The sequence below is a fragment of the Paenibacillus sp. GCM10027627 genome, assembly GCF_042675505.1.
Taxonomy (GTDB): domain Bacteria; phylum Bacillota; class Bacilli; order Paenibacillales; family Paenibacillaceae; genus Pristimantibacillus.
Window position 1 is genome coordinate 223,080 of sequence record NZ_JBHTHB010000003.1, and the last position, 25,663, is coordinate 248,742.

General features: G+C 48.3%; 26 protein-coding genes. 8 read left to right on the top strand and 18 right to left on the bottom strand.

What is annotated here, in order from left to right; translation table 11 throughout:
- Nucleotides 1-169: 169 nt before the first annotated feature.
- Together ACFQZE_RS12835 and ACFQZE_RS12840 are read left to right on the top strand one after the other, a co-directional pair.
- Nucleotides 170-1,051 carry a helix-turn-helix domain-containing protein gene (locus ACFQZE_RS12835; RefSeq protein ID WP_379357461.1) on the top strand — a complete coding sequence of 294 codons (882 nt, stop codon included), beginning with the start codon at nucleotides 170-172 and terminating at the stop codon, nucleotides 1,049-1,051.
- A gap of 38 nt (nucleotides 1,052-1,089) precedes the next feature.
- Complete coding sequence (locus ACFQZE_RS12840; RefSeq protein ID WP_379357463.1) at nucleotides 1,090-2,304, top strand: NAD(P)/FAD-dependent oxidoreductase; 1,215 nt, start codon at nucleotides 1,090-1,092, stop codon at nucleotides 2,302-2,304.
- 353 nt (nucleotides 2,305-2,657) lie between these two features.
- Here the strand turns inward: ACFQZE_RS12840 and ACFQZE_RS12845 are convergent, their stop codons facing one another.
- The 3 genes from ACFQZE_RS12845 to ACFQZE_RS12855 all read right to left on the bottom strand — a co-directional run bounded on the left by ACFQZE_RS12845 (nucleotide 2,658) and on the right by ACFQZE_RS12855 (nucleotide 5,334).
- Entirely contained in the window at nucleotides 2,658-3,431 is a 774-nt protein-coding gene (locus tag ACFQZE_RS12845) for a polysaccharide deacetylase family protein (RefSeq protein ID WP_379357465.1), read from the bottom strand.
- 87 nt (nucleotides 3,432-3,518) lie between these two features.
- Nucleotides 3,519-4,730: an MFS transporter gene (locus tag ACFQZE_RS12850; RefSeq protein ID WP_379357467.1), complete on the bottom strand. Its 1,212-nt coding sequence runs from the start codon at nucleotides 4,728-4,730 to the stop codon at nucleotides 3,519-3,521.
- Between the two features lie 46 nt (nucleotides 4,731-4,776).
- The gene (locus ACFQZE_RS12855; RefSeq protein WP_379357469.1) at nucleotides 4,777-5,334 is read right to left on the bottom strand and encodes a general stress protein; all 558 of its coding nucleotides are present in this window, start codon (nucleotides 5,332-5,334) and stop codon (nucleotides 4,777-4,779) included.
- Nucleotides 5,335-5,531: 197 nt separating this feature from the next.
- Here ACFQZE_RS12855 and ACFQZE_RS12860 point away from each other — a divergent pair, with 197 nt between their 5' ends.
- Together ACFQZE_RS12860 and ACFQZE_RS12865 are read left to right on the top strand one after the other, a co-directional pair.
- Nucleotides 5,532-6,737 carry a CorA family divalent cation transporter gene (locus tag ACFQZE_RS12860; protein WP_379357471.1) on the top strand — a complete coding sequence of 402 codons (1,206 nt, stop codon included), beginning with the start codon at nucleotides 5,532-5,534 and terminating at the stop codon, nucleotides 6,735-6,737.
- Nucleotides 6,738-6,860: 123 nt separating this feature from the next.
- Nucleotides 6,861-7,676, top strand: a complete 816-nt coding sequence (locus ACFQZE_RS12865) for a lipase family protein (RefSeq protein WP_379357473.1) — start codon at nucleotides 6,861-6,863, stop codon at nucleotides 7,674-7,676.
- Nucleotides 7,677-7,692: 16 nt separating this feature from the next.
- Here ACFQZE_RS12865 and trhA read toward each other — a convergent pair whose 3' ends face one another.
- From trhA to ACFQZE_RS12900, 7 genes are all read right to left on the bottom strand, one after another.
- Complete coding sequence (gene trhA / locus ACFQZE_RS12870; RefSeq protein ID WP_379357475.1) at nucleotides 7,693-8,340, bottom strand: PAQR family membrane homeostasis protein TrhA; 648 nt, start codon at nucleotides 8,338-8,340, stop codon at nucleotides 7,693-7,695.
- A gap of 45 nt (nucleotides 8,341-8,385) precedes the next feature.
- The gene (locus tag ACFQZE_RS12875) at nucleotides 8,386-9,078 is read right to left on the bottom strand and encodes a hypothetical protein (protein WP_379357480.1); all 693 of its coding nucleotides are present in this window, start codon (nucleotides 9,076-9,078) and stop codon (nucleotides 8,386-8,388) included.
- Nucleotides 9,079-9,307: 229 nt separating this feature from the next.
- A complete protein-coding gene (locus ACFQZE_RS12880; protein WP_379357482.1) occupies nucleotides 9,308-9,511 on the bottom strand; it encodes a hypothetical protein in 204 nt (67 codons plus the stop codon).
- Nucleotides 9,512-9,540: 29 nt separating this feature from the next.
- Nucleotides 9,541-10,479 (bottom strand): TRM11 family SAM-dependent methyltransferase, encoded by a 939-nt coding sequence (locus tag ACFQZE_RS12885; RefSeq protein ID WP_379357484.1) that lies wholly within the window; start codon nucleotides 10,477-10,479, stop codon nucleotides 9,541-9,543.
- Between the two features lie 2 nt (nucleotides 10,480-10,481).
- Nucleotides 10,482-10,826 (bottom strand): LapA family protein, encoded by a 345-nt coding sequence (locus ACFQZE_RS12890; protein WP_379357486.1) that lies wholly within the window; start codon nucleotides 10,824-10,826, stop codon nucleotides 10,482-10,484.
- Between the two features lie 28 nt (nucleotides 10,827-10,854).
- The gene (locus tag ACFQZE_RS12895; protein ID WP_379357489.1) at nucleotides 10,855-11,895 is read right to left on the bottom strand and encodes an NADH:flavin oxidoreductase/NADH oxidase; all 1,041 of its coding nucleotides are present in this window, start codon (nucleotides 11,893-11,895) and stop codon (nucleotides 10,855-10,857) included.
- Nucleotides 11,896-12,012: 117 nt separating this feature from the next.
- Nucleotides 12,013-12,579 (bottom strand): hypothetical protein, encoded by a 567-nt coding sequence (locus ACFQZE_RS12900; RefSeq protein ID WP_379357491.1) that lies wholly within the window; start codon nucleotides 12,577-12,579, stop codon nucleotides 12,013-12,015.
- 363 nt (nucleotides 12,580-12,942) lie between these two features.
- On the opposite strand from ACFQZE_RS12900, the gene ACFQZE_RS12905 reads away from it, so the two are divergent.
- Together ACFQZE_RS12905 and ACFQZE_RS12910 are read left to right on the top strand one after the other, a co-directional pair.
- Nucleotides 12,943-13,893 (top strand): hypothetical protein, encoded by a 951-nt coding sequence (locus tag ACFQZE_RS12905; protein ID WP_379357493.1) that lies wholly within the window; start codon nucleotides 12,943-12,945, stop codon nucleotides 13,891-13,893.
- A gap of 125 nt (nucleotides 13,894-14,018) precedes the next feature.
- Nucleotides 14,019-14,261, top strand: a complete 243-nt coding sequence (locus ACFQZE_RS12910; protein WP_379357496.1) for an NHLP leader peptide family RiPP precursor — start codon at nucleotides 14,019-14,021, stop codon at nucleotides 14,259-14,261.
- A gap of 42 nt (nucleotides 14,262-14,303) precedes the next feature.
- On the opposite strand, the gene ACFQZE_RS12915 is transcribed toward ACFQZE_RS12910, so the two are convergent.
- The 4 genes from ACFQZE_RS12915 to ACFQZE_RS12930 form a co-directional block, all read right to left on the bottom strand.
- A complete protein-coding gene (locus tag ACFQZE_RS12915) occupies nucleotides 14,304-16,214 on the bottom strand; it encodes an ATP-binding protein (protein WP_379357498.1) in 1,911 nt (636 codons plus the stop codon).
- Between the two features lie 207 nt (nucleotides 16,215-16,421).
- Nucleotides 16,422-17,156 carry a hypothetical protein gene (locus tag ACFQZE_RS12920; RefSeq protein WP_379357500.1) on the bottom strand — a complete coding sequence of 245 codons (735 nt, stop codon included), beginning with the start codon at nucleotides 17,154-17,156 and terminating at the stop codon, nucleotides 16,422-16,424.
- Entirely contained in the window at nucleotides 17,153-18,034 is an 882-nt protein-coding gene (locus ACFQZE_RS12925; RefSeq protein WP_379357503.1) for an ATP-binding cassette domain-containing protein, read from the bottom strand. The genes ACFQZE_RS12920 and ACFQZE_RS12925 overlap by 4 nt, the downstream gene beginning before the upstream one ends.
- The gene (locus ACFQZE_RS12930) at nucleotides 18,031-18,399 is read right to left on the bottom strand and encodes a GntR family transcriptional regulator (RefSeq protein ID WP_379357505.1); all 369 of its coding nucleotides are present in this window, start codon (nucleotides 18,397-18,399) and stop codon (nucleotides 18,031-18,033) included. The genes ACFQZE_RS12925 and ACFQZE_RS12930 overlap by 4 nt, the downstream gene beginning before the upstream one ends.
- Before the next feature lie 225 nt (nucleotides 18,400-18,624).
- Here ACFQZE_RS12930 and ACFQZE_RS12935 point away from each other — a divergent pair, with 225 nt between their 5' ends.
- Nucleotides 18,625-21,159: a beta-propeller domain-containing protein gene (locus ACFQZE_RS12935; RefSeq protein WP_379357508.1), complete on the top strand. Its 2,535-nt coding sequence runs from the start codon at nucleotides 18,625-18,627 to the stop codon at nucleotides 21,157-21,159.
- Nucleotides 21,160-21,368: 209 nt separating this feature from the next.
- Here the strand turns inward: ACFQZE_RS12935 and ACFQZE_RS12940 are convergent, their stop codons facing one another.
- Nucleotides 21,369-21,908, bottom strand: coding sequence for a GNAT family N-acetyltransferase (locus ACFQZE_RS12940; RefSeq protein ID WP_379357510.1), 540 nt, complete (start codon nucleotides 21,906-21,908; stop codon nucleotides 21,369-21,371).
- A 118-nt stretch (nucleotides 21,909-22,026) separates the two neighbouring features.
- Here ACFQZE_RS12940 and ACFQZE_RS12945 point away from each other — a divergent pair, with 118 nt between their 5' ends.
- Nucleotides 22,027-22,149, top strand: coding sequence for a hypothetical protein (locus ACFQZE_RS12945; protein WP_379357512.1), 123 nt, complete (start codon nucleotides 22,027-22,029; stop codon nucleotides 22,147-22,149).
- A 4-nt stretch (nucleotides 22,150-22,153) separates the two neighbouring features.
- Here the strand turns inward: ACFQZE_RS12945 and ACFQZE_RS12950 are convergent, their stop codons facing one another.
- The 3 genes from ACFQZE_RS12950 to ACFQZE_RS12960 all read right to left on the bottom strand — a co-directional run bounded on the left by ACFQZE_RS12950 (nucleotide 22,154) and on the right by ACFQZE_RS12960 (nucleotide 25,604).
- The gene (locus tag ACFQZE_RS12950) at nucleotides 22,154-23,596 is read right to left on the bottom strand and encodes an ABC transporter substrate-binding protein (RefSeq protein ID WP_379357515.1); all 1,443 of its coding nucleotides are present in this window, start codon (nucleotides 23,594-23,596) and stop codon (nucleotides 22,154-22,156) included.
- A gap of 269 nt (nucleotides 23,597-23,865) precedes the next feature.
- Nucleotides 23,866-24,468: a response regulator gene (locus tag ACFQZE_RS12955; protein WP_379357517.1), complete on the bottom strand. Its 603-nt coding sequence runs from the start codon at nucleotides 24,466-24,468 to the stop codon at nucleotides 23,866-23,868.
- On the bottom strand, nucleotides 24,465-25,604 hold the full coding sequence (locus tag ACFQZE_RS12960) for a histidine kinase (RefSeq protein ID WP_379357520.1): 1,140 nt from the start codon (nucleotides 25,602-25,604) through the stop codon (nucleotides 24,465-24,467). Before ACFQZE_RS12960 ends, ACFQZE_RS12955 begins: the two co-directional genes overlap by 4 nt.
- Nucleotides 25,605-25,663 lie beyond the last annotated feature (59 nt).

Consider the following 25,663-nt stretch of genomic DNA (forward strand, 5'->3'; position numbering starts at 1 on the left):
CACTAAAGTAATCGTACTTTCAGTATAGAGGATTGAGGATGCAAACGAAATGGCCGAAAATGTCCGCCGTATGGATTTATGTGACTTTTCTCATCTTAGGTCGTCATGGTATTATGTTGTGGAAATGTAATGTGACCGATCTATCCTCCCGGAAGGAGAGAGTTGCCGCATGGAAGTGGAAACGTACACCGTCGCTTCGAATCACGAGACCTATCAAGTCGAATCGTCATCTTCTAGTCATGTTTTGTTTTGCGGAGAAAGCCAAACCACCGCCGGTCATCGGCTCGGGCCTAAAGTGTATGAGTTTTACCTCATGCATCTTGTGCTTTCTGGAAAAGGCTCCTTTATTCTTGATGGAGTCCCATACGAGCTTGCCGCAGGTCAAACGTTCCTCATTCAGCCGGGTCAGCTTATCAGCTACGAGTCGGATTGCTCCGAGCCTTGGCGCTACAGATGGGTGGCTTTCAAAGGAACAGGAGCGTTGCGGCTTGTCGAGTTAGGCGGCTTCCTTCCCATAGACAAACAAGTGGCGGCTTTAAAAGATTTTCGAAAGGCGTCAGCGCTTTATCGAGCCATTTACCAAGCACTCCGTAAGGGGGACACTGTTGCCTCCCTGCAAGCGTCGGGTTATTTGCAACTATTGATGGCGATTTATGGCGCAAGCGCCAGTCAAGACCGCCGCCGCGAATCGAGTCGCGATGACCGCCAAGATGAGCAGCTTTACCAAAAAGCGGCGCATTACCTGTCCTCCCAATATACACACCCCGTTTCCATTGAGGGGATGGCGGAGTCGCTAGGCTACAACCGCGCTTATTTATCGCGTATATTCAAAAAAAAGACGGGCCTCTCTCCCGTATCCTTTTTGCTGCGGCTTCGATTAGACAGAGCCAAGCTGCTCTTGCGGGAGAAGCCCGAGCTTACGGTGGAGCAAATTGCCGCTTCGGTCGGCATACAGGACGCCCTTTATTTTTCAAAGCAATTTCGAAAACAGCATGGACAATCTCCGACCGCCTACCGGAAGCAAAGACTCGAAGACTCATCCAAAACTTGAAAGAATGGGCATACTACTCTTAGGGGTGATTGGATCAAATGAAAGAATTGCATACCGGACGGCTCTACTGGCCAACAACAAGAGCAAAAGCAAATTCGTTTACCGCTTTGGAAGAGCATACTGCCGCGAAAATAGCCGTTGTAGGCGGAGGAATGTCGGGAGTCATGTGCGCCCATACTTTTGTGACGGCCGGTCTTGATACCCTCCTGATTGAACGGGGCGACATTGCAGGCGGCAGCACTTCCGCCAATACGGGTTTGCTGCAATTTTGCAACGACGTGATGCTGGTCGACTTGATCGGTCAGATCGGCCGCGATGCTGCGGAACGCTTTTATAGAAGGTGCAAGGAAGCGGTGGATCAACTGGCTTTGGTGGCTTCAACCTTGCCGGAAGATGTAGGGTTTCGCAGAAGGAGCAGCCTTTATTATGCGTCTACGGAACAGGATTTGCCAAAGCTGAAAAAAGAATTCGAGGCGCTGCTTGCCTGCGGCCTTGACGTGGAGTATTGGAGCCCGGACGATATCGCCGCCCATTTCCCGTTCCGCAAGCCCGGCGCCATCGTGACGCATGGCGATGCGGAAGTAAACCCATATCAATTTGTTTCCGGGCTGGCGGATGCAGCCATACGCGCCGGACTCCGCGCATACGAAAACACAGACGTGACCGCGCATGAAAAAAGGGCGGACGGAACCCACCGGCTTGTGACAAGCAACGGATTCCAAATCGATGCCGACTATGTGGTATATGCGGTTGGATACGAGCCGGAAGAACTGCGAGGTAAGCTGGTGAAGGCGAGTTTAAACCGCTCCTATGCCCTTGTAACCGGAGTGCAGCCGTCGCTGGGCCAGTGGCACCAAAACTTTTTGCTCTGGGAGACGGCGAGACCGTACCTTTATTTGCGTACCACCATTGATGGGCGTGTCGTAGTGGGCGGACTGGATGAAGAAATCGAGCAGCCGATCCACAGCGAAAAGAAGCTTGCTCGCAAAACCGGGCAGCTCATGGAGAAGCTGCACGCCTTGTTCCCTGATTTGACCGCCGAGGCAGAATACGAATGGAACGCCACCTTTGGCGAATCGCAGGACAACCTCCCATTTATAGGGGAAGACCCACTTACACCAGGTGTCTTTTATAGCCTCGGCTACGGCGGCAACGGAACTGTATACAGCACGATTGGCGCTCATATTATTCGGGATATGATTCGGGACAAATCCCCGCACCCGCTCTCGTTCATCGGCATCCGGGGAAGTTGAAACGGAATGAACCGCATCTCGCAGGTAGGCGGAGTGAGGGCTAATATAGGCTAATTCAGCTGGAAGTATACTTATAATGGTTGTCTATTTAAATTGCAAAAAGGCGATGGGGAAATGTAATCCGCATCGCCTTTGACTTTTTCTCACAAGCAGCTTTTCCTGCAACTTTAGTTGTTTCTGATACCACTAACTCTCACCAAACACCCGTTTCCACAACTTTAGTTGTTTCTGGCAACACTACATCTCTTCAAACTCCCGTATTCGCACCTCTAGTTGTTTCTGGCGCCACTACTTCTCTTCAATCACACATTTCCGCAGACTCCACCGCAAACCACGCCGCCAAACCATCCGCACTACTCCTGATCGCTTTGCTCTTTAATCAACGGCTTTATGCCTCTTATTTTTTTATGCTCCATCAACTCGGATACCGTCACAATACGATAGCCTCTTTTTTTGAGCTCCGGCAAAATAATCCGCAATGCCTCCACGGTTTGAGTGGAGCCTTGAATATTGTCGTGCAGCAGCACGATATCCCCGTTTCTTGCGTTCCGGAGCACTTTGTTCGCAATAGCCTGCACCCCTGGACTTCTCCAATCCTTCGTATCCTGATGCCACGACCAAAGCACGATCGTATAGCCGTTTTGCCGCGCTGACTCAACGACGGTGTCGTTAAAAATGCCCCCCGGCGGACGGAACCATGGACAGTCCTTCCCCGTGATCGCCATAATCTTTTCTTTCGTATGGACAATTTCGTTAGCGATGACTCCCCTACTTACATTTCCCGTAAAAAACTTATGGTTGTATGTATGGTTCGCTACTTCATGCCCTTCATCGGCCTCTCTCTTCACAATATCTGCAAAGCGTTCCAGACGATTGCCCACTACAAAAAACGTTGATTTGGCCTCATACTCCTTCAGCAAATCCAATATTTGCGGAGTAGTTTTGGCGTTAGGCCCATCGTCGAAAGTAAGGGCAATCAGTTTTTCGTCCATCGGCACTTCCCAAACAATTTCTTCGCGCGCTTCGTAGTAAGCACGATCATGTTTGATCGGCGCCCCAAAACCAGTCAACAAAACGAAGGCGCACACCAAGCAAGGCAGACCCCTCCACCCGATTTTCAGTTTCATAAAAAACCTTCCTTCCATCCGGCCTAAGCCGTCATCTTGTTGCTCCAAGGTTAAAAGGCGGCTTCTTGCCTTGCTTCTTCTCTAAATTTAAGCCGCCTTCTTTTTCCCAGGCTTAATGCCAAACAACGCAATAACAGAGCAGCAGAAAGCCATGCCCGCAAAAAGTCCAAACAGCCATCCTTCGTGCTTAAGAAGCGCAGAAGCGGTAAGCGGTCCGCCTGCTACGCCGATAAAGCGCATGCTGCTGTAGACGGAAGTAATCGTGCCGCGCTGTTTTTTTTCCACGCCTTCCGTAATAAGCGCGTCTAGACTTGGCAGTGCGCTTCCGATGCCGACGCCGCCGGCAAATGTGATCGCGATCAAAAAAACGATCCCTTTTGTATTTATAAGCCCGCAAACCAGCATCGCAGCCGTCAAAAGAGCAATGCCAAAAACGGTAAACCATTTCATTTTCGTTTTATTTTCGCCAACCATCTTTCCGGCCAAAAAGGACGCCAAACATATTGCGCATAGCGGAATGGCGAGCAGCAGTCCCTTCCATATTCCATCAATCCCGTATTGTTTCTCAAGTACAGAAGACAAATAATAAAGAAAGCCAAACATGACAAACATCAATACTCCGCCGATGATAAAAATAGCGTACAGCCAGCGGTTTTTGCCTAATATCGTTTTTATGGACTGTACAAACTCACGAATGCCGATGTCGCTTTGTTTTTGCTTCGGTGCCTCCACTAAAAACTTGACTGCTAGTATGGAAATAAGCGAGAAAGCAGGGATGACCGCAAGCGGCAAAAACCATATAAGCATCGCAAGCGCCGAGCCCAAAATAGGACTGATCACTTTCCCGAACGTATTCGACGTTTCAATCATGCCAAGTCCGCTGCTGACCTCTTCCTCGCTTTTGAACATGTCCCCGACTAGAGGCAATACGATTGGAAAAGCGCCGGCAGCGCCGATGCCCTGCACAAACCTTCCGGCCAAAATGACATAATACGCTTGATGATGCTGAAGCAGCCATGCTCCAAGACCGGAGATTAGGCCGCCGATGGCTGCGATCGAAAGCCCGATCAAGATGACAAGCTTGCGGCCGTATTTATCGGAGCAAAACCCGGCAATCGGGATAAACAGGATGGAGATCCCTGCATAAACCGTAATAATCAAGCTGGACTGAATGGGAGAAATATTCAGCTTTTCTTGCATTAAAGGAAGAATCGGAATAAGCATGGAATTGGCAAGTGTCATAATGAGGGGAATGGAGGCAAGCGCCGCTAAATCCCACTTTTTCTTCCTGGTCGTCACATGTACTCCCCATTCTGTCTGATGGACTGTTTCTTGCTCAGCTTAATCAGCTGCCATTTGCTATTCGTGCAGCACCGCATCTGCGAAAGACTGCTTCCGCCACGCCAAGCTTGGATAAATCCGGGCCGCCGTCCTTTTCCAAAACGGATTGGCTTTCATCCGATTCCGCAATGAGTACAATCGATCCGCTCTCCACTGCTTTGGAACATAGCTCCGTTTCTTTTGTATCCAAACCCAAAGCTTGATAAGCCCCTTCATACCCGTCATTCCACACCGAAAATGGAGCTGCAAGCGAATAAGCCGATCCGCCAAACGGCGCTCCCCCATAAGCTTGCATCCCATATCCGCCGGCAATAGGAGGCGCGTCATATCCCGCTATCATGGCATAGCCGGATGGTCCCCCGTCATTTAAGCGTCTGGTCGTTTCCGCCAGCTCTCGGATTTCGTCCACATGGGTATCGGTTTCCGCCTCAATTCGTCTGGAATGGTCCGTGTCCTTCGCTAATATTTTCATTTCACCTGGCGTAAACCCCGCTTGCTCCAGCTCCTCTATCGCACGAATAGCACTTTGCTGGTCGCTGAACACACCAATTTTTTTAGCCATTTCATCCCCTCCTTATGAGCAGATTCAAAAACCCTTGTGATTGGTATGCCCAAAGGAGACCCTTAAAAAACGGATGTCGAAAGATGGGAGGTTTTGGCACAAATCCCTAAAACAGAAGCGATAGGTTGTGCGGGCGGCAGCGTTCGGTATATGATGTGGAGTAGATATGGGAACGAGCGGAGGAGGGCAATCAAACGATGATTCACCGAATGCTTCGTTATCCCGCAGATTGGGAGTGGCATGTCGTCCAATTAGCCCACTACAGGCCTCTGGCAGACAAACCTTTGCCCAGCAGGAAAGAATCTGCGCGGCATGACGAAATAGAAACGGTTCAGCGCAACACTTTGGTGAAGCCGAAGCTAACGGAGGAGCAAGAACAGACGGAAGCGCAAATTGCCGAGTTGAAACACCAGTTTCCAGAATGCGCCCTCTGGATTGACGAATCCGTTGCACGAAGAACAAACCATATATCTGTAGACGATCTTCCGGGTGAAGGTACAATCCTTTGCGGTACTCTGATGCTTCAAGTAACGGAGGAGCAATCCGACGTTCAGCCCTTTCATTTTTGGCTGTCGCGCAAACGACTCGTTTCGATGCATGACGATATGCGGATTCCGCTGCGCCTGCAATCAGGGTCTCACAGCTTGAAATATAACGAATGCTCCATTGCGCCAGAAGCGTTTTTTATTATGATCAGCGTCATCTTAGAAACGTTCCACGCCGGACTGGACGGGTTTGAAAGAAGGCTCGGAGAGCTGGAGAAAACGATGCGCAACCAAAATACAACCGGCTTGCTGGATGTCATTTTTGAAAGAAGATACGACTTGCTCCATTGGAGCCATTTGTTTATACCGGTCAGAGAAGTGCATGGAGCGGCCAAAGAGGCGTTTGGGGAAGAATTGAACGATAAGGACGCTTTTGTCCGAATTTCCCATAAGTTGGAGAGGATCGATACTCTGCTCAAGCACTACGCTTTAGAAATCGATACGCTTATTTCGATGGACGATGCCATTTCCAGTTTTAGAGGCAATGATATTATGAAGACGCTGACGATTTTTACCGTCTTGTTTTTGCCGGCTACGATCGCCGGAACGTTAATGGGCAGCAACTTCGACCGCTTGCCTTTCCGTGATCTGCCATGGGGCTTTGCCGCCATGATGACAGGGATCATCCTTATTACAATCGGCATCTATATTTGGCTCTGGAAAAAAGGCTGGACGGGCGATCTTTTGAATAAACGCAGCGGTCCGCTATTTATACTCGAACCAAACGAGTCTGAAGGCCGTTCCAAACGGCGAGGCTCCAGAAACAAAAGAATGAGCAGCACCAAACAAGCAAGCAATGACAATGAGCAACAAACGGAAAAGGAACTTCCTAGCCGCTCCCAAAGAAAGCGCATGTAAGCTTAACATGCCGCTGCCTTTGGGAGTTTTTTTGCGCCTCCGCAGGTACCTATCGCTCTCCCTGTACATAAGGTAATACATCAGTGCGCTGTACTTAGGTGCGATGGAGCGGAGGGATGGCTTTTGATAGCTGGAAATGACTATTTGCGCGGGATAGGACCCGATATGGGAAGCGCTCTCTTTTTGGCCGCCGTTTGCGGACAAACTTATGTACAATTCAACAACAAAGAAGACGGCTTGTTTTTGGTGCCTCGTTCTTACTCCCTTCTTGGCGAATTTTCCGCCAAATCGTACGATAACCGTCCCGAACGGTTCGGTTTCCTGATGGAATCGGATCAATGCGCCATCCTCGCCTTCCGGGGCAGCGGATCAGCCGTCGATTGGGTAGCCGATTTTATCGCCCAGCAAACGATGTATCGTCCCGTCAAAAACGGCGGGCAAACTCATAAAGGATTTACGGACATTTATATGTCCTGCCGCGATCAAGTTCATACCTTGCTTGGGATGCTGCCAGCGGGCAAACCTTTGTTCATTACCGGCCATAGCCTAGGCGGAGCTCTCGCTACACTCGCCGCACTGGATATCGCCCTTAATACGTCCTTTACTTCCCCGATTGTGTATACATTCGGAGCTCCCCGAGTCGGAGATCCTCAGTTTGTCCAGCTCTACAACTATTCCGTTCCAACACATTGGCGGTTTCAAAATGAATTTGACATCGTTCCGCATTTGCCGCCTCTTGTTTACCAATCTCCCAAAACAAAACAAACCTATTTTTATTTGCATGTTAAAGGAGAAGTACAGCGCTCATTCCGGATGGGCTCAGTTTCCGGCAATCATATTTTGTCCAGCTATTTCGCGGATTTGGCAAAAGAACAGCCCGCAGACGCGGTCGCGATGTGCGCCGAGCCTCCGGGCTGGTGTCCAGAGCTGGAGTTTTAAACTAACTCCCCCTATTTTAATTCGCGGGAAGAACATATAGCAAAATGGCGAAAAAATGAACAACCGATCCGCCCAATACGAACAGATGCCAAACGGCATGATGGTATGGAAAACTCCGCCACATATAAAACACCGTTCCGACCGTATAAAGGATGCCTCCCGTCACAAGAAGCTGCAAGCCCCCTGGAGCCAAATGATTCGTAAGCGGCTTCCATGCAAACACGATAATCCAGCCCATCGCGATATACAAAATAGTGGACGTAAACAAATATTTGGAGGCGAACATCGATTTAAATATGACCCCGACAATGGCTACTCCCCAAACGATCCCGAACAATACCCAGCCAAGCGCCCCTTGTACGATGTGGAACAAAATCGGAGTATAAGTGCCGGCTATAAACACATAAATAAAAGAATGGTCGAGCGATTCGAATATGCGCTTGGCCTTTCCTACTGGAAAGCTGTGGACAAGCGTGGACGCGCAATACAGAAGGAGCATCGCCGAACCGTAAATGGTGAAGCTGACGACATGAAGTGCGGTGCCTTTTATGGAAGCAAATACAATGAGCAGAACAAGGGCGGCAACGCTCAGCAGAGCCCCAATGCCATGTGTGACCGCATTTGCTATTTCTTCGCCTTTGGAGAAGGTGTGCGTATTAGCCATAGAAAATCATCCTTTTTTTTGAATGCTTTCCTTTAGTCTAAAGGATTACAGCCACCCTTTCAACCATGCGCGCATCCTGCCGATCGTTTTATCCAAATTGCAAACGGATTCCAAATCGAAAAAGGGCTCGGTATTGCGAAAATAATCGGCATGACCGCCCACGGTCGGAATTCCTTCCACGTAGCCTGGAGCGTATTTATAGCTATTCCAGCGCGGAAGCGAGCGGCCCGTCCGGCTCCAGCCTCCCCAACTGCCGATCCGACTAATGGGATCGTTCATCTTGCCCATGTTATCGATGGAATGGAAATAACTGACTCGCCCCTGCAAACGTGGATGAATCGGCGTGCGCGGCGAACCGACCTGCACAACTCGGAAATCACGGGCGACCCCTTCCTCCTCCATCAGCTTGGCCGCTTGATACGCAGCCGCCCCTCCGCCGCTGTGGCCGATCAACAGCATACGCTCGGGGAGAATGGTTTGTTTAATTTGCGTCCATGCTTTTTTGCCGCCGATCTTTCCGGATCTCATCCGATTCGACAAATCGCTTTTAACCTCCAGCACTTGGCGAACAAGGCTTCTGCTGGAATCGCCGTAAGGAAACAACACTTGTATGATCGGATCGATGCCTTCGGAGCTCAGCTGCTCCTCCAGCCTTGCCTTGCATGCATTGAAGGAGCATGTCGTCGTTTTAACACCTGCGAGCAAATACACTTGCAGCGTCGAAGAATGAATGGCCATCTCGAATCCCTCCATAAGTACATGGTGAAATCGCTACCCTCATTATGCGGGGACTCGCGGCAATTCATTCTGAATTTCCTCTGTCAGTTCCGACCACGCCGCTGGTTGTCCCTTTCCACAATCCACTAGGCTATATCTTATTCAGCCAAGCTTGTCACCGTTATTGGGGGTAAAAAAGAACGCTCCACTGCGATTGCAGAGAAGCGTTCCATCCAAATGCTTATGTCGATTAGACACCCATTTTTTTGCGTTGGTTGTTCACCTTTTTTGTGTTTTGACTCTTCAGTTCCTGAGTCCCGGTCGTCAGATGCTTTTGGCTTCCCGGCTTCCCGGCTCCCCCTTGCTTCTTCTGGGCAAGCAATTGCTTGGCGCGTTCTGCTTGGGTCAGCTGTTTCGGCTGCTCAGCAGCTTCGTTTTGTTCATTCGTAGACATAGGTTCACCTCGCTTTATACTCCATTTTCCTATTCTACTACATTTATATAACGGGTAAAAGAGCCTTTCCTTAAGCAAGCGCGATCTCTTACCTGAAATGATGCCGCCTGCAGCTGATTTTCAATATCGGATGTCGTCACGATAACCGCGCGGCGGGCCAGCTTTTTGACCGAACGCAGCATGCCAATGCTCTCCTCTTCGGGAAGCACTGAACAAAGATTGTACGGCATATCGACAACAGCCCCATCATACCGCCCCGTCAGCTCCTTCATATCTCCAAGCTTCACGATGTCTGGATAGCCAAAATGGGCAAGATTGGCGCGGGCTCCCATCACAGCAAGCGGATTTAAATCGTTCCCCTCAATCGATATGCTCATCGAAAGAGCCTCGATCAACACGGTTCCCATTCCGCAACATGGGTCGATGAGCTGCAATGAGGCGGTAGATTTCGCTCCTGCCGCAATATTGACGATCGCTCTAGCCGCTCTTGTCGGCAAAGCGGTAGAGTAATTTTGCGGCTTTTCTTGATGCTTCAGCCATACGGCATCACTTTCTTCGCATGGGCCAAACAGCCATTTCCCCTTAAACCGCATCAACCCGAACCGCAGGGAAGGGCTCCGCATCTCAGCCTGACCGCGGATTGAAGCTCCCGCCAGCCGCTCAAGCTGACGCTGCTCACTGTATGCAGCCTTCTCATCGCCCTCCGTGTACATCACTTTAAACGTGCCGGCCAATGGGTCCAGCTCATTCAGCTTTTCGAGCAGCGCCGGGAAAGTCTCTTCTTCCATCAGAACTTCCAATTTTCTTTTCGTAAATGGACTGCGATCGGCAGAGGGCACAAATGTTGGAGATAATACCTCTATAACGCCCTCATGCACCGCCTCCGCTCCAAACAAAGTTTTGAGCTCAAGGGAGCACAGTTCCGCTTCGTCTTCATGTCTGGCATAGGTGTAAACGGCTTTGATCATCGTCAAAAGGGACCCTTTGCCGGATCATCTTCCATCAACACTTTCTCTTGCCCCTTGACCGCTCCCACTGTAAAATCGCTATCTGCAACTTTCGGATCTCCTGTCCCGTCGGCCAATCTTTTCTCCAGTGCTTTGACCGTCCGCTGCAAGCGGAAAATCCGAATCGCACCGAACGAAAACACCGTCAATCCCCCTAGCAACGTGGAAACCAAAATGACTAAAATAAGCGGAGTTGTCGTCTCCGTAAACAAAAAATTAACTTTAACCGATTCCACGTTAATCACTGCAAAAATGGCAATCAGCAGAGCAAACGCAAATGCCGATAATAACAGGCCTTGACCTTTCATAAGCCGTCCCTCCGTCTTTTTGTTCCCTCTAAAATCCCCGCACATAGGGAGTCGGTATATGTTCCTCGTAACTGCCGCCCGTCGCCTCAATGGCATGCAGCGCCCAATAAGGGTCCTTCAGCAAACCTCGCGCTACGGCGATCAAGTCCGCCTTTCCGCTTGACAGCGCATTTGCGGCCACCTCCGGATCTTGCAGCAAGCCAACCGCAATAACAGGAACATCCAGCGCTTTTTTGACCGCGTGGGCAGCTTCCAATTGATAACCGGGCTCAACCGTCGGCCGTTTGTCCTCGCTTGGCTTTCCTTCACCGCCGGTCGAAATATCGAGCAGATCGACTCCCGCCTCTAAATACGTTTTGCTTAGCTGGATGCCATATTCCGTGTCGTAGCCATCCTCCGCATATTCCACTGCTGATATCCGAAATAACAGCGGCATCGACTCGGGCATCTGTTTTTTAGCTTCCATAATAATTTCCTTGCCAAACAGAGCAAGATCCTGGCCGTATTCGTCATTCCGCTTATTTGACCTTGGAGAGTGGAATTGATGGATCAAATAGCCGTGCGCTCCATGCAGCTCAATCGCGTCAAAGCCCGCAGCCACCGCTCTTCTTACCGCTTCTCCAAATTTGCGCACCATATCTTTTACTTCCTCGGTTTCGAGTGCCCGCGGTGTTTTTGATAATTCGTCATAAGCGATGGCAGAAGGGGCTACCGGTTCTGGAGCATCCTGTGCCTTGCGACCCGCGTGAGCGATTTGAATGCCGATTTTGGCGCCATGCCGGTGCGCCTCATCCACAATCCGGCGCAGCGCCGGAATTTGCTCATCTGACCAAAGACCCAAACATTTGTCTGTAATGCGTCCTGCAGGCTCCACATTGGTCATTTCTACAATAATAAGACCGACACCTCCGACAGCTCGGGAGGCATAGTGGACATAATGCCAATCTGTCGCCGTTCCATCCTTATTTTCCACCGAATATTGACACATAGGAGCCATGACCGTTCGATTGCGCAGCGACAACCCCTTTAAAGTAAACGGCGTGTCTAATGTCAGCTTGTTTGCATTCATTAAAAATTCCTCCCCAACCGCTTTATAAAATGCGAGTCACACGATTTCTTTGTTGTGGATTATCATATCATACAAACGAAACAAAAAAAGACCTCCATGTGAGAGATCCTTTGTCGTTTAGGCGGTTCTAAATGTGCTCGCTGCCGTTAGTTCCTCGCAGCCCGTATAGGCGTGCAGGCTTCCGTGATAGACCAGCTCAAGCTGAGACGTATTTTGCAAATCTCCAGGAGTGACTAGCAGCGGCGATTTGTCGACGAGGTTCATTCCGCTCCGTTCAAACACCGTGGCGACAAACTGGGAACAAAAATAAGCGTATCTGCGCTCCCATTCGATATTAAATACAACGCCAAGCATGCCTACCAAATTATATTTATAAAGCTCGTGATATTGTTCAAAATGTTGAATTTGAGAGCGTATGCTGTTGTATGTCGTAACGCTTACTCTGCATCTGTACAAAGCGCACATGGAATCCTCGAAAAAAGGTCCCCGCACATTTTCTTTAACAAAACCTGCAAAAAACGGATTGCTCGGATTTTTCCGGCCAAAGCTATATACATCGTTAAGATTAACGTCAAATGCTATAGATGCATGGTTTAAAGGATCTTTTGTAAAAGAGCGAATAAGCTTGGTTAGGACGGTTCCCGTATCGGTAAGCAGTACAAAAATGTCTATTTCTCTATTCATACAAGATTGACCTCCACATTAAAGAACTTCTTTTCTAGGTATTAACTGGTATTAACTTTAAAGCAAGTGCAGCAAAATCTGAACCTGCTAAAGTAATAGACGTTACCCCGACTTTAGTCCAGCCTCCGCAAAGCCCGTCCTGACAGAGATATTGTGTCAAATCCATGAACGAATCTCGTTTCTTCTTCATTTTAATTGATTTTCTATCATTACTCAACTGATATACTCAAATGAATTCTCAAACAATCTTCAAAATTTGTCAAGTTATTCAACTGCCTAAGGCAGTGCGAACTAGTACGTGATATAGTAGAGGAAATGCCTTCTATACGACTATTTTATTTATAGAAACGGAGCTTATGCCTCTTGACTATGAATTGGTTCGATTGTTTTAAAAAGCCGCTGGCCGCTGCGTTCCTCGATGCAAAACATGAGATTGCCGGCTTCCCATCCCCGCTGAATTCTATCGGTCTAAGCTATGCGGACAAATTTGACCCTTTAGCCCCGGGCGGAGGCAAAGATTATATTTGCGTTCTACTGCCTTATTGGATGAAGGAAGCGGTACAATTAACGGATCGGCAATGCCGGAGTTTAGTGCTTGCCAATATATATGGCATGCTTTATTTTTTTATTCAAGATGACGCCATGGATGACGGCCGTTCCGTTTCCAAGGAGCAGCTTGCGCTAGCCAATTTGCTTCATTTAAAAATGTTGTCTGCGCTCAGAGAGCTTTTCCCTTCGGAAAGCCCATTTTGGCCCTATTTCGAAAGCTACGTAGCTACTTGGGCGGATAGCGTGGTCAATGAAAACAAACTCGACTATTTTAATACCAATCGTATGATGACGGCAGGGAAAGCGGCCCCCGTCAAAATCGCGAGTACGGGAGCTTGCTTGCTCGCGGGCCGCAAAGAGCGAATTTCCGCCTATGAAAATGCCGTCGATATCGCGCTGATGACGCTACAAATGCTGGACGATTGGTCCGATTGGAAGGAAGATTTGGAGAATGGCAGCTATAACGGATTGCTGGCTATGATCGCTAAGGAGCGATCCGAAACAGCGGGAATACCCATCGCCATTTCAGATCTGAAGAAGCCGGACGTCGAAACAAGCCTATTTGTTCTAGGCATAATGGACCGGTATGCGGCCATCGCCCATCGCAGTCATCAGACGCTGCTTGAGCTGCCGTTTCTGTCCTCCCATCTTGCGGATTATCATAGCTATATGGCTGGCAGCATCGCCGATATGGCCCAAAACATCCGCTTAAACAAACAAAAAAGGCTGGGCGGAGGAATCAATTTTTTACAGAAACTTAGATAAGTCTGTCGAACTATGCTATTAGAAGTATATATCTGTATGAATTAGTAAAATAGTAGTAGAACTTGTCGATTAAAGCTGGTAGACTAGTCTTGGTAATCCTACACAATATCGAAGGGATGATAGCGGTGCCAAGTGAACAGCAATTAAGAGAACAAATTATTGAGAAAGCATGGGCAGATGCCGGCTTTAAAAAACAATTATTGGAGGACCCAAAAGCGGCGATTTTGGCTGCTTTCGGAATTGAAGTTCCCGCTAATCTCCAATTGAAAGTACTTGAAGAGACCGAAGATACATACTATCTGGTATTGCCGCAAAGCCCTTCCACGGAAGACGCCGTTGGTAAAGTCGAAAACTTGCGTTGGGTATAACAAAAAAACGTTGGGCTCTTAGAGCTCAACGTTTTTTGCCTATTATACGGCTGGTAAAGTAATGGATACTTGAGTGCCTGCTCCTCTTTCACTGTCGAACCGGATTTCGCCGTTCATCGTCTCGACGATCCGATAGGTGACCATTAGCCCTAAGCCCGTTCCCTTTGTCTTTTTGGAATAATAGGGCTCACCAAGTCTTTTCAAGTCATCGGGACTAATGCCCTCCCCGTTGTCCTTGATCTTGATCAAAATTTGGTTGCCGGCAGATCGGTATGCGGAAATTTCCACTTTCCCTTCTTCTCCAAATGCTTCAATGCTATTTTTAATAATATTGATCAGCGCTTGTTTGAACCTTGAAGGATTGCCGCGCACATACAGCTTCTTTTCGCTTTGCAGCCTAATTTCTCCTCCGGACATCGTCGCGAATGGAGCCAATATGGCGACGATTTGCTGAACCTCCTCCGAAATATCCAAATGCATGAACTCGCCTAAATCCGGCTTGGCAAACGTCAGAAAGTCCGTAATAATTTCCGATGCCCGATCGAGCTCGTCGATAGCAAGCGCCATATAGCTCTTGTCCTTGTCGTCTTTTGTTCGGGAGCCCAACAACTGCATAAACCCTCTCGTCACCTGCAAAGGATTGCGAACCTCATGCGCGATGGAAGCCGCCAAATTGCTTATGAGCTCTATTTTCTCAGTTCTTTGCAGCTCGTTGTTGAACACTTCGATTTGCTTTGAATATTGAACCGCCTGCTCGTAGTTATGCATAACCCTGCGTACCAAAATAATAATGAGCGACGCCAGGAAACATAAGATGCTGATTTTCCAATAAAACATTTTGTAAAGCTTATCGTTGTAGAAATACCACAATATTTCCATCAAGCCGACCGAAGCGAAAATAGCGATGCCCGCTGATAAAATAACGGCTTCTTTGTTTTTGCTTTTAAAATGATAAGCGAGCGACCCCAGCAAGATGAGATTTCCGACAATAACAAGAATACCAAACACCATAATGCCAATATTGGAATACGTATCCGGGAAAAAATCAAAAAATAATCCAAGAATGAAACTGAGCAAATAAAGGGCGGTAAAATACTGCAACACTTTTTTAAACTTATCTATAATTCCGTAAGGCCCTTTTCCAAATATGCCTTGAAAAAAAGAAAATAAGGAAGGAAGCAAGAAACAAGCCGCAATATCGAACAGAACGTAAGTCAGCTTCCCATACTCCGGGAAAAACTTATCCGCAAAATTGGAGTACGTCAATATCATGACGCCCGTCGACAACATCACCATAAGGAGCGCCCGCCATCCCGGCAAAAAAGCCCGGTTCAAAAAGATGACGCTGACCATCATAAAGAAGGCGATAAAGATCAGCCCTGTCCCAAGCACAACGTCAATGAGATCGAGCTTAATATAATTTTTGTACAGCTCCTCGTATTCCCCGATCTCCAATTCATGATGCAAGCCCAGTCTGTCGACATTGACGACGAGCCTTACATACATCCACTTGTGTGATTCATATTTAGAAAGAGGAATGATCATTTCGTTGTTGTCAAACGAGTAGTCTCTATGCCTTTCCAGAAGGAGCTCGTTATCAATAAAAAACTGAACGTCCTGCGCATACAGCTTCTTAATGGTCAACGTCGGCCTTCCTTGCGTCAGCTCAGGCAGCTTTATTTTGAGCCATGCCGCCGTTACTCCCGCCGGAAGCTGAGGATACTGTCCTCCTGCCTGGACTGAGAACCACTCTTGACCGTCTTGCAGTGCGCTTACCTTCTCGATGGTCAGAGCTTGTCCGGGCTGCTCCCAAAGCATTTGCCACTCCGTGATCCGAGCCGCTCCCCCAGCGACGTTTCCTTCTGCATTTGCAGTCTGGGCAAAAAGAACTATATATATAAATAAGCCTAGAAAGGCAATAAATGTATAAGAAAATCTTATGGTTCGCACCATTTCCAACACCTCTGCTGAAATTGTTCATGCTATTAATCTTCTAAAATTCGACATTGTTCGTCAAATTCACCTACTAACATTTTCCTCTATTCCAAATATAATAGCAACTATAATTAAAGCGGCAATTTTATACAAAATAGCCCCCTGGAGCATCACCGGGAAGGGCGAATGTCCAGAGGGCTGCTGCAAGGGGGCATATGGCGTTCGTTAAGTTAGCTTTCTTTTGATCGTAATGTTGCGCATCATCCAACGATTAACCGCAAAAACGGCAAAAGAGAGAAGTAGAAAGAGCAACATCTCGAGTCCAATTCCGATAGAAGGAATAAAATCAACATCCAATCCTTGCAGGCCTATTCCCTTCATTGCTCCCGCCGCGTGTGCGATCGTTTCCATTGTCCAAAGCGGAATAAGAGAGAGTACACAAATAACGACGCCGAGCTTCCAATTAAACCGGTAAAAGGCGGTGCCAATAATCCAGCCGCATCCGAAGTAACCGAAAATGAGAAAAAAGTTTTCGATTAGCGTCCGAAATAGAGGAGGATGATCCGGCAAAGACGCCGCTCCTATCCAGTCCACCAAGGCACGTTCGACAGGAAATCCTATCGTAAGGATACATGCGGATAGGAGGGAGAGAAGGGCGAATACCTGAATGGCTCCTATGTGAAAATGCTTCCTCGTTATGCCGCTTGAAACGTAGCTTGCCAAATAAACCGGTGTCAGCACAATGCCCATCACTAACATAAAAATTTTCGGCGAGGTGGATGAATTTGCCCAGACGCCAGATTCGGAAAGTTCAACATCGATTCCTTGCGGGCGTATAAATATATTAATCAAGACAACCGCTGCGATAAATATGATCCAAAATATGAGCATCGTCCATTTAAGGTTCGACCATAAGCCGGATGAGACGATAAACGCCGGATTTCTTTTTGTTTTCATCACGCTTGCTCCGCTCCCTTTTTCGTCAGATGCACAAACAAATCTTGAAGCGAAACGGGACCTAACTCAAGACCTTCGGCTTGCGCCCGTTTGATCCTCTCCCCGCTGAGCTCTCCGTAAACCGTCGCCGATTTCGTGCTGCCAAGCGTCGCCTCGCTGAGTACATTCAATCCTATTACAAATTCGTTTACTTTATCGGCTTTCCCCGTAATCGTCACCCCGCGCTGCCGCAGCACGTCATGCTCTTCCTGTAGAAGCAGCTTTCCCCTATCCAAAATAAGCACTTCTTCAAACAGCGTGCCTACTTCCTCAATTAAGTGGGTCGATAATATAAAAGTGCGCGGATGCTCCATATAGTCCTGAAGCACATCGTCGTAAAACGCGTAACGAGAAGGGGCGTCCATTCCTAAATAAGCTTCGTCAAAAATGGTAATAGGAGCGCGGCTTGCAAGTCCAATCGTAACGCCAAGCGCGGATTTCATTCCTCTAGACAGACTTGATATCCTTTTTTTCATAGGCAAGCTATATTGCCCGAGCAGCTTCTCTGCATAGGCGGCATCCCAATTCGGCCAGCAGCTCGCGGCCATTTGCAGCGCATCCTTTACGGTAAATCCGTCGGACATATGGCCGTTCTCCTGAATAAAGCAAACTTGGCTTACGATATCGGCATTTTCAAACGGGGCTTCCCCGCCTATTCGAACCTCTCCTCCCGATTGCTTGCGGAAAGACGCGAGTACAGACAAAAGACTCGTTTTGCCGGAGCCGTTCCGGCCGAGCAGACCGTAAATTTTACCGCCCTCCAGCTTGAACGAAATCCGATCAACCGCCGTCGTGTCTGGATAAGCCACGGTCAATTGGTTAACCTCTATTCCGAGTGTCATACTCCGCCCCCCTCCTTGCGCTTCTCAATATGCTTCACGATCTCTTCCATATTCACTCCAATTTGGCGCGCTTCCTCCACCATCTTGTCGACCACTTCTTCAAAAAAACGCTCCCTCCGCCCTTTAAGCAGAGTCGCTCTCGCATTTGGACTAACAAACATGCCGATTCCCCTCTTCTTATACAAGATGCCTTCTTCGGTTAAAATTTGGAACCCTTTTGCCGCTGTAGCCGGATTGATCCGGTAAAAAGCAGCGTATTGATTCGTGGACATCACCTGCTCTTCTTCCTTTAAAGATCCGCTCACAATATCGTTTTTTATGCCGTCCGCTATTTGCTGATAAATGGGGCTTCGTTCGTCAAACACGTTTTCACCTCTTGACTTATGTGGTTCATTAGTTATGTAACTAACCATATAACAAAATATTTTCCTCGTCAAGCCTATTTCCTTGCTTCAAAAACATTTGCTATATCGATCAAATGTTTGAAACATATTCCAGTAAGCAAGCGTTTAATTGTACAGAAAAACATAATTGACCGGGTGGGGATTGAACAGCAGCCATTTTTTTCAGAAAAAAGGAGGCAGTGAGGAATGAAGAAGAAGGCACTACTAGCGGTATGCCTGACGATTGCAATATGCGTGACGCCATTTTTGCAGAACCCCGCGGTTCATATCGCTAACGCGCAAGCCCAGATACGCATCGTTCTAGGCGACAAGCCGCTACAACTCTCTACTGGGGCTTACATCAAGGACGGAGCAACGCTCGTTCCCGTTCGAGAAATCGCTGAGGCATTAGGGGCAAAGGTAGTATACGGCAAAGAGAACAAAGGTAAAAAAACGGTAGAACTTACAAGGGGCAGCCGCCATGCGACGCTCACGATTGGCTCCACGGCTATGATTGCAAACGGAAAAACAATCAAGCTGCCCGTCGCTCCAATTACCAAAAATAACGTCACGATGGTTCCGCTCAGAGCGATTTCCGAATCTCTTGGAACAGTCGTTTCTTGGGACGGAATGAAGCGGACCGTTCATATTGAGGAGCCTGCACAACTGCCTTCTATCGGCACTGTTGACAAACTGGTGGAGCTGCTTCAAACCGCCACGGGCGGGAACGATCCTTATAACGTGTTGACGGGAGGGCCCATATTTACACTTGAGGAAAAAAATAACGAAGCTTCGGCTCCGAACAGCTCGGATCCTTCATCGAACGTGGGTAGAGAATTCGGGGATTCCGACGATTATTCCAAAACTAACGTTCAGGTGGACGGAGTGGACGAAGCGGACTCGGCGAAAACCGATGGGAAATTCATTTACCAAATAAGCGGAACGCGGGTCGTCATTGCGGATATATCCAATCCGAAGCAGCCAAAGCTGGCCGCTGAGCTGGATTACAGCAAGTCGTCGGACGGAGAGTTCCAGCCGGAGCAGCTCTATATCGAAAAGGGGCGCCTGTTGGTGCTTGGCACCCACTACCCAGTCTATCAGACAGATCCAAATCAGACTCAAGTGAACGATGCGGCAAAAGAATCCGTCTCATCACAGGCACAGGCGCAAACGGAGCCCGTATCGCCGTCCACGCCTCCAACTGCCTCCAAGATGGCCATTTGGCCGCCGATGTATGCGAAGAGCGCCGTCAAAACGTTTGTTTATGACTTGAACAGTTCCGGCAAACCGACGTTGGTGCGAGAGCTGGCGCAAGAAGGCAGTTACCTGTCCTCAAGAAAAATCGGCAGCTCCCTATACATTGTTACCAACAAGTACAGCTACAGCGCATATCCTTACCCGCTCTCCATCAGGGAGCCGATTAATGAAGGCTCGGAAGCCAGCAGAATTGCCGAAGCGAGGAAGGGGCTGGCAAGCGCGTTTGAGCCTTATTACAGCGACAGCTCCGTCTCCAAAGAAAAGCTTACTTTGAAACTCAACGATATCCACTATTTTCCGGAGCCCGTGGAAAGCTCCATGATGCTTGTCGGTTCGGTCGACTTGAGCCAGCAGAATCAGCCGCTTCAGCTCGCCGCTTATTTGGGGGCCGGCGAGGCGATCTACGCCTCCCAAAAACATTTGTATGTCGCTCAATCCGCTTTCAAAAATACGGATAACGGCGGCTACGAACGGGAGACTCGAGTCCATAAATTTAGGCTGGACAGCGGCAGCATGGTCTATATTGGAGAAGGCACCGTACCCGGCGCCCTCCTGAACCAATTTTCTATGGATGAACACGAGGGCTATTTCCGCGTCGCACTGACTAAAGGCAACATGTGGGCTACCGGAGAAGAAGGCTCCACCAATAATGTATACGTCTTAAACGAAAAGCTCGAAACGATTGGCAAGCTGGAAGGGCTTGCTCCCGGCGAGCGCATTTACTCCGTACGGTTTATGGGGGCGCGCGCTTATATGGTCACCTTCCGCAACGTAGACCCGCTATTTGCTATCGATCTTAGCAATCCTGCCGCGCCGAAGGTGCTTGGGCAGCTGAAAATACCCGGCTACAGCGATTACCTCCATCCTTATGACGAGAATCATCTGATCGGCTTTGGCAAGGATACGGTAGAACTGCCCTCCAAAGGAATGGGGCGGGATGACACGATGGCTTATTATCAAGGACTAAAAATTGCTTTGTTCGACGTAAGCGATGTATCTCAGCCAAAAGAGCTGTTTAAACAATTGATTGGCGATCGGGGAACCGACTCCGAGCTTCTGCACAATCACAAAGCATTGCTGTTTTCAAAAGAAAAAGGACTGCTCGCCTTCCCCGTTCAATTGCATGAAGTAAAGAACAAAACTGCGGGAGCGGAAGACGATCTCACCGCTTACGGAGAGTTTGTGTACCAGGGAGCTTACGTCTATCGGATCGACTTGCAGCATGGCTTCCAGCTTCGGGGAAGGATCAGCCATCTGTCGGGCGAGGATCTCCAAAAAAGCGGCATGTACGGATATGACTACACAAAATCCGTCAAACGAATTCTGTATGCGGGCGATACACTCTACACTTTGTCCGATGCCATGCTGAAAGCAAACGAGCTGAGCACCTTATCGGAACGCGGTTCGTTGACGTACCCATCCCTTCCCGCCAGCGAGAACAGATATCCGGGAGTCATCGATAGCATGCCAATGGCAACGCCATAACGATGTTGGAGCACAGGGCCCTATGACCCGTGCTCCCTTTTTTCTTGGCAAAAGCCTTCTGTTCTGCGCCTCCTCTATGTTTGGTTTAGATGCTTCAGAATATCGGACGGTATGCGGCTTTCATGCAAAAAAATGCACCCATTCGGGAACGCTTCATCACGCTCACCCAAGGGGTGCATTTCCTTTGTAGCCATTCCTGTCCGACATCTCTATTTTTCGTCCAGCTCAATCCAAAATCTGAGCAGCTCTTCGCCATCGTCCGACGTTGCCATCGACTCGAACTGCCCGCCTGCTCCCCGAATCGTTCTCTCCGAGGCTTCATTCGTTTTGTTGCAAACAAGCAGCACCCGCTTCAATCCCATTTCCTTAACGATATTAAGCGCTAGAGCAAGCTGTGCCCTTGCATATCCTTTACGGCGGTGAGAAGGGCTGATTCCGTAGCCGATATGACCGCCGCTTTCCAGCAGCTTCTCATTCAGCCTATGGCGAATGTTTACCGCACCAACCACTTGATCTTCGCCGTCAAGAAGCCAATAGGTGGAATTAGGCACAAATCCATTCTCCGATAGAGCCGCTTTTTCTTCCGTGTCGAATCCGTATAAAAAATCCAAGTAAGCCTCGAAATCCCCTGGGTCCCTTTGCACGACCCACGGTACAATTCCTTCGCCGGTTGACTTCCAATCCTCATAAAACGCCGTATAAGATTGTCGGTACTCTGCTGCTGGCTTCACGAGTCGAACATGTCCCATTTCAACCACTCCCAGTTGTTTAGATTAGCTAAGATGAATGGTTGCTATTATAAAGTCGATGCCCGTCATTTGCAACTTAAAGAATCGGAAGAAGATTTATTTGAGGACACCCGATCATATGAAACAAGTGTACAAGCGAATCGAACATACTAAGCTGCAAAAAAAGAAACGTTTCAATCAAGCCGTATGGCTAATTGAAACGTTCCTTATTTTATCCGATCTTAGTCCGAAAGTAGCCTAAAAGACTAGACTCCTCCCTGCGCCTCTGCATCTTTCTTTTGCCAATACTCATTCATCTCTTCTTCTGTCATCGATTTTTGCTTGATCAGCTCTTCGCCCTTAACTTGCAGCACTTCCAGCGCTTCGTCAATCGACTTTTTGCCATCCTGAATGGCTTTGAACTCTTCTCTCATGTAATCATAGAAGATCATGTTGAACTGCGACGGAAGCTTTTCCATCTCCGTATAATCGATTGCGTTTTTGGAAGGCTTCAGCTTATAGAACGCCGCATAGTTGCGTCCTTCTTCATCCTTAATATATTTGGTATGAACGCCGAAGTTGCCGTAGTTGGACTTGGACTTAACGCGTGCAAATTCTTCACTGGACACGTAGGAAACGAAGTTCCATGCAGCCTCTGGATTTGTAGATTCTTTATTGATTGAGAAGATGCCATTATACCTCATATCTACACTTTCATCGGGGAATTGCGGGCTGACCGGAACGGTGACGATATCCCAGTCCTTTACCACTTTTCCTTCTTCTTTGATATATTCAGTAGCTCGTTTAATTTCGTCCATAAAATAAGTGCCATCAATCGTCATCGCCAGTTTGCCGCTAATAAACGGATTTTGGAGCAGGTAATCCTCATACGAGCCTCCGCCCCCCATATTCGGGTTATCGCCCTCAGAGTAAAGAGCTTTCGAGTTAAGGGCGTCTAGTGCCGTTTGGGTAGCCGTTTTCCAGCCCGGCGTATTAATCGTCATTTGTTTCGTAGTCGGATTAACATAGTTCAGTCCTTCCGAGTTGGCAATGCCTGAACTAATTTCGCTAAGACCGCCATTATAGCCTACCTTTAGCCCGTATACGCGGTCTGCCGGCTCGCCTTCAGTCGGGAACTGCTTGGCGAGCTGAATGACATCGCTCCAATTCATTTGGTCGGTTGGATGCGGAACATTATATTTGTCGAACAAGGTTTTGTTGTAGAAAAGAACTTGAGTGTAGAACGAGGACGGCAAGCCATACACTTGTCCTCCGCCGATTTCCTTCATGTAATCGACCATGCCGGGAATCATGCCTTCGGTATTAAACTTGTCTTTTGTCATATTGGCGTTCAGGTCAAGGAACTTCCCGTTTTGCGCCATCTTTTCAAATTCATTGGAATCGGATAGGATCACATCAGGTTTTTCTTTTGCAACGAGTTCTTCCAAAGCTTTGGCATAGTCGAACTTCTCATCGTTTTCGCCATCGCGCCGCAACTGCGAAGTCGAAACAACCTGAATGTCAACCTCCGGATGAAGCGCGCTATACAGCATTCCATATTCCTGAAAGAAGCTGCTCTCGTCATAGTACATAACCTTTAATGATGTTGGCGTTTTTTTCCCTTCTCCGCTGCCGCCGCCAAAGCTGCATCCGGCAAGCAGAGTCGCCATCAAAGCGACGGATACCGATTTTTTGAACCAGTTTTTCATTCCCCTCTTACCTCTCTCCACATTTTAGTCTTTCGTTTTTTTTCTTCCCCATCCAACTTGTACCACAACTATACGTTTTTTGTTGTCTAATAGTTGCGTGTCCGATGAAATAAAAATTCGAACTTTGACTCCACTATAAACGTTCAACCTGTTTTATATGTAAATTTTTTCTTAACGTTTCTTAAACTTATTCCAATTTCTTGGGAACAATAAAATAATATGTTTGCTAACGCCGTAAACAGCCATTTTTCCCAAATAAAAAAGACCGGTTATTTAAACCAGCCTTTCTCCTTGAAACGAGTAATCGCTTCGATCCTATTGCTGACACCCAGCTTATCGAGGATAACGGAAATGTAGTTTCGAACCGTGCCCGTCGTCAAAAACAGCTCGCTTGCGATTTCCTTCGTATTTTTCCCGTCCGCCACCAGCTCAAGCACAGCTTTCTCCCGCTCTGTAAGCGGGTTGTCCCCGCCTCCACCGTAGGCTTCGTCCATCAATTCCGAGGCGTAAATTTTCCTACCGGACATCACGCTGCGAATGGAGCTGGCCAGCTCTTCGCTGGGACTGTCTTTCAGCAGGTAACCGCTGACGCCCGCCTTGACCGCCCGTTCAAAATAACCCGCTCTCGCAAAAGTCGTCAATATGATGACCTTGCATTTTCCCTTCAGCTCTTCCGCAGCTTCCAGACCGCTTTTGGCCGGCATCTCTATATCCATGATACAAATGTCGGGACGGTGCTGGTCGACCAGCCGCACCGCTTCCTCGCCGTTTGACGCACGCCCGACGACGCGCATATCCTCTTCCAAATCCAGAAGCGAGGACAAGGCTCCCAGCAACATGCGCTGATCCTCCGCTATTACAATTGTAATCATTCGCGAGCCTCCTCCTTTATCGGACGTTTTACTACTTGCGGAACGGTAATGGCAAGCTCCAAACCTCTACTCGATTTCAGCGACAGGCTGCCGTTGACAAATTCCAGCCGCTCATTCATCCCTCTCAGACCGTTTCCTCTAAAATAGCCCGGACGAATATCCATGCCAATTCCGTCGTCCGCGACTGTAACCGTCAATTCCGTCGAAGATGAAACAAAAGCGATCGTACAGCGAGTCGCCTTGCTATGCTTGACCACATTGGTTACGGCTTCCTTAAGGCACATGCTAAGCACGTTTTCCGTCAGCAAATTAGTCGCCGTCACCCTGTAATCGCCTTGAACCTCCAACTCGATGCCCGCCGCTCCAAGAATTTGCGAAACGCGGTGCATTTCTTCGTCCAGCCTCGCCCCGCGCATTTGCGTTACCATTTCTCTAACTTCCTTCAAGGCGGTACGGGCCGTTTGCTGAATATCTCTAATTTCCGCCCGCGCACGTTCCGGCTGCTTGTCTACAAGCTTGCCTGCCAAATCGCTTTTTAGCCCGATCAACGAAAGCTTTTGCCCAAGCGTGTCATGCAAATCGCGGGCGATCCGCTGACGCTCCTCCTGCTTGACTAAATCCGCAATTCGTTTGTTCGCATCCTCCAGCTGTCCTTCGAGCTGGCCTTGCTTCTTCTGGTTGTACGTATTAAACGGCAGCAAAATGACAACGATCAAGCTGATCAAAATAAACGGAAATTGGGTAAAAAACAATTGGTTTTGCGTAGCGAACCCATAGTTGACCGTAATGAACGTACTCGCCAAATGGATCGCGTACAACGTAAAAAATCCGGCACGATTTTGAATATTGCCAATAAAAAACGCAAGAAAAATGGAGAAATAAACATAGCTGAACAACAGCGTCATCGCAATAGAAATTAAAATTTGTACGCTGGTCCAGAAATAGACAAGCCATCCTTTGGAAACAAAGGACAGCCTGTAGCATACAAAAAACAAAATGACGATGACAATGCCGGAAATCACCTCAGGAGTTGAGGAGGACCGGAATATAAAATAAAACGGAAGAATACAGAATACGACCCATACGTACGGGCTAAGCCCTGTATTCCGATGAAAAATTTGATACCATTTATTCATTGGGCGTCCGTCCTTTGCCGCATTGCGCCGATTCCGTTCCCGTCATAGACGAGCCGGCG

Excerpts from the sequence above, each read along its gene's own strand:
- ACFQZE_RS12835 (WP_379357461.1), top strand. The coding sequence starts at position 170 with ATGGAAGTGGAAACGTACACCGTCGCTTCGAATCACGAGACCTATCAA.
- ACFQZE_RS12840 (WP_379357463.1), top strand. The coding sequence starts at position 1,090 with ATGAAAGAATTGCATACCGGACGGCTCTACTGGCCAACAACAAGAGCA.
- ACFQZE_RS12845 (WP_379357465.1), bottom strand. The coding sequence starts at position 3,431 with ATGAAACTGAAAATCGGGTGGAGGGGTCTGCCTTGCTTGGTGTGCGCC.
- ACFQZE_RS12855 (WP_379357469.1), bottom strand. The coding sequence starts at position 5,334 with ATGGCTAAAAAAATTGGTGTGTTCAGCGACCAGCAAAGTGCTATTCGT.
- ACFQZE_RS12860 (WP_379357471.1), top strand. The coding sequence starts at position 5,532 with ATGATTCACCGAATGCTTCGTTATCCCGCAGATTGGGAGTGGCATGTC.
- trhA (WP_379357475.1), bottom strand. The coding sequence starts at position 8,340 with ATGGCTAATACGCACACCTTCTCCAAAGGCGAAGAAATAGCAAATGCG.
- ACFQZE_RS12875 (WP_379357480.1), bottom strand. The coding sequence starts at position 9,078 with ATGGCCATTCATTCTTCGACGCTGCAAGTGTATTTGCTCGCAGGTGTT.
- ACFQZE_RS12880 (WP_379357482.1), bottom strand. The coding sequence starts at position 9,511 with ATGTCTACGAATGAACAAAACGAAGCTGCTGAGCAGCCGAAACAGCTG.
- ACFQZE_RS12885 (WP_379357484.1), bottom strand. The coding sequence starts at position 10,479 with ATGATCAAAGCCGTTTACACCTATGCCAGACATGAAGACGAAGCGGAA.
- ACFQZE_RS12890 (WP_379357486.1), bottom strand. The coding sequence starts at position 10,826 with ATGAAAGGTCAAGGCCTGTTATTATCGGCATTTGCGTTTGCTCTGCTG.
- ACFQZE_RS12895 (WP_379357489.1), bottom strand. The coding sequence starts at position 11,895 with ATGAATGCAAACAAGCTGACATTAGACACGCCGTTTACTTTAAAGGGG.
- ACFQZE_RS12900 (WP_379357491.1), bottom strand. The coding sequence starts at position 12,579 with ATGAATAGAGAAATAGACATTTTTGTACTGCTTACCGATACGGGAACC.
- ACFQZE_RS12915 (WP_379357498.1), bottom strand. The coding sequence starts at position 16,214 with ATGGTGCGAACCATAAGATTTTCTTATACATTTATTGCCTTTCTAGGC.
- ACFQZE_RS12925 (WP_379357503.1), bottom strand. The coding sequence starts at position 18,034 with ATGACACTCGGAATAGAGGTTAACCAATTGACCGTGGCTTATCCAGAC.
- ACFQZE_RS12935 (WP_379357508.1), top strand. The coding sequence starts at position 18,625 with ATGAAGAAGAAGGCACTACTAGCGGTATGCCTGACGATTGCAATATGC.
- ACFQZE_RS12940 (WP_379357510.1), bottom strand. The coding sequence starts at position 21,908 with ATGGGACATGTTCGACTCGTGAAGCCAGCAGCAGAGTACCGACAATCT.
- ACFQZE_RS12945 (WP_379357512.1), top strand. The coding sequence starts at position 22,027 with ATGAAACAAGTGTACAAGCGAATCGAACATACTAAGCTGCAAAAAAAG.
- ACFQZE_RS12950 (WP_379357515.1), bottom strand. The coding sequence starts at position 23,596 with ATGAAAAACTGGTTCAAAAAATCGGTATCCGTCGCTTTGATGGCGACT.
- ACFQZE_RS12955 (WP_379357517.1), bottom strand. The coding sequence starts at position 24,468 with ATGATTACAATTGTAATAGCGGAGGATCAGCGCATGTTGCTGGGAGCC.
- ACFQZE_RS12960 (WP_379357520.1), bottom strand. The coding sequence starts at position 25,604 with ATGAATAAATGGTATCAAATTTTTCATCGGAATACAGGGCTTAGCCCG.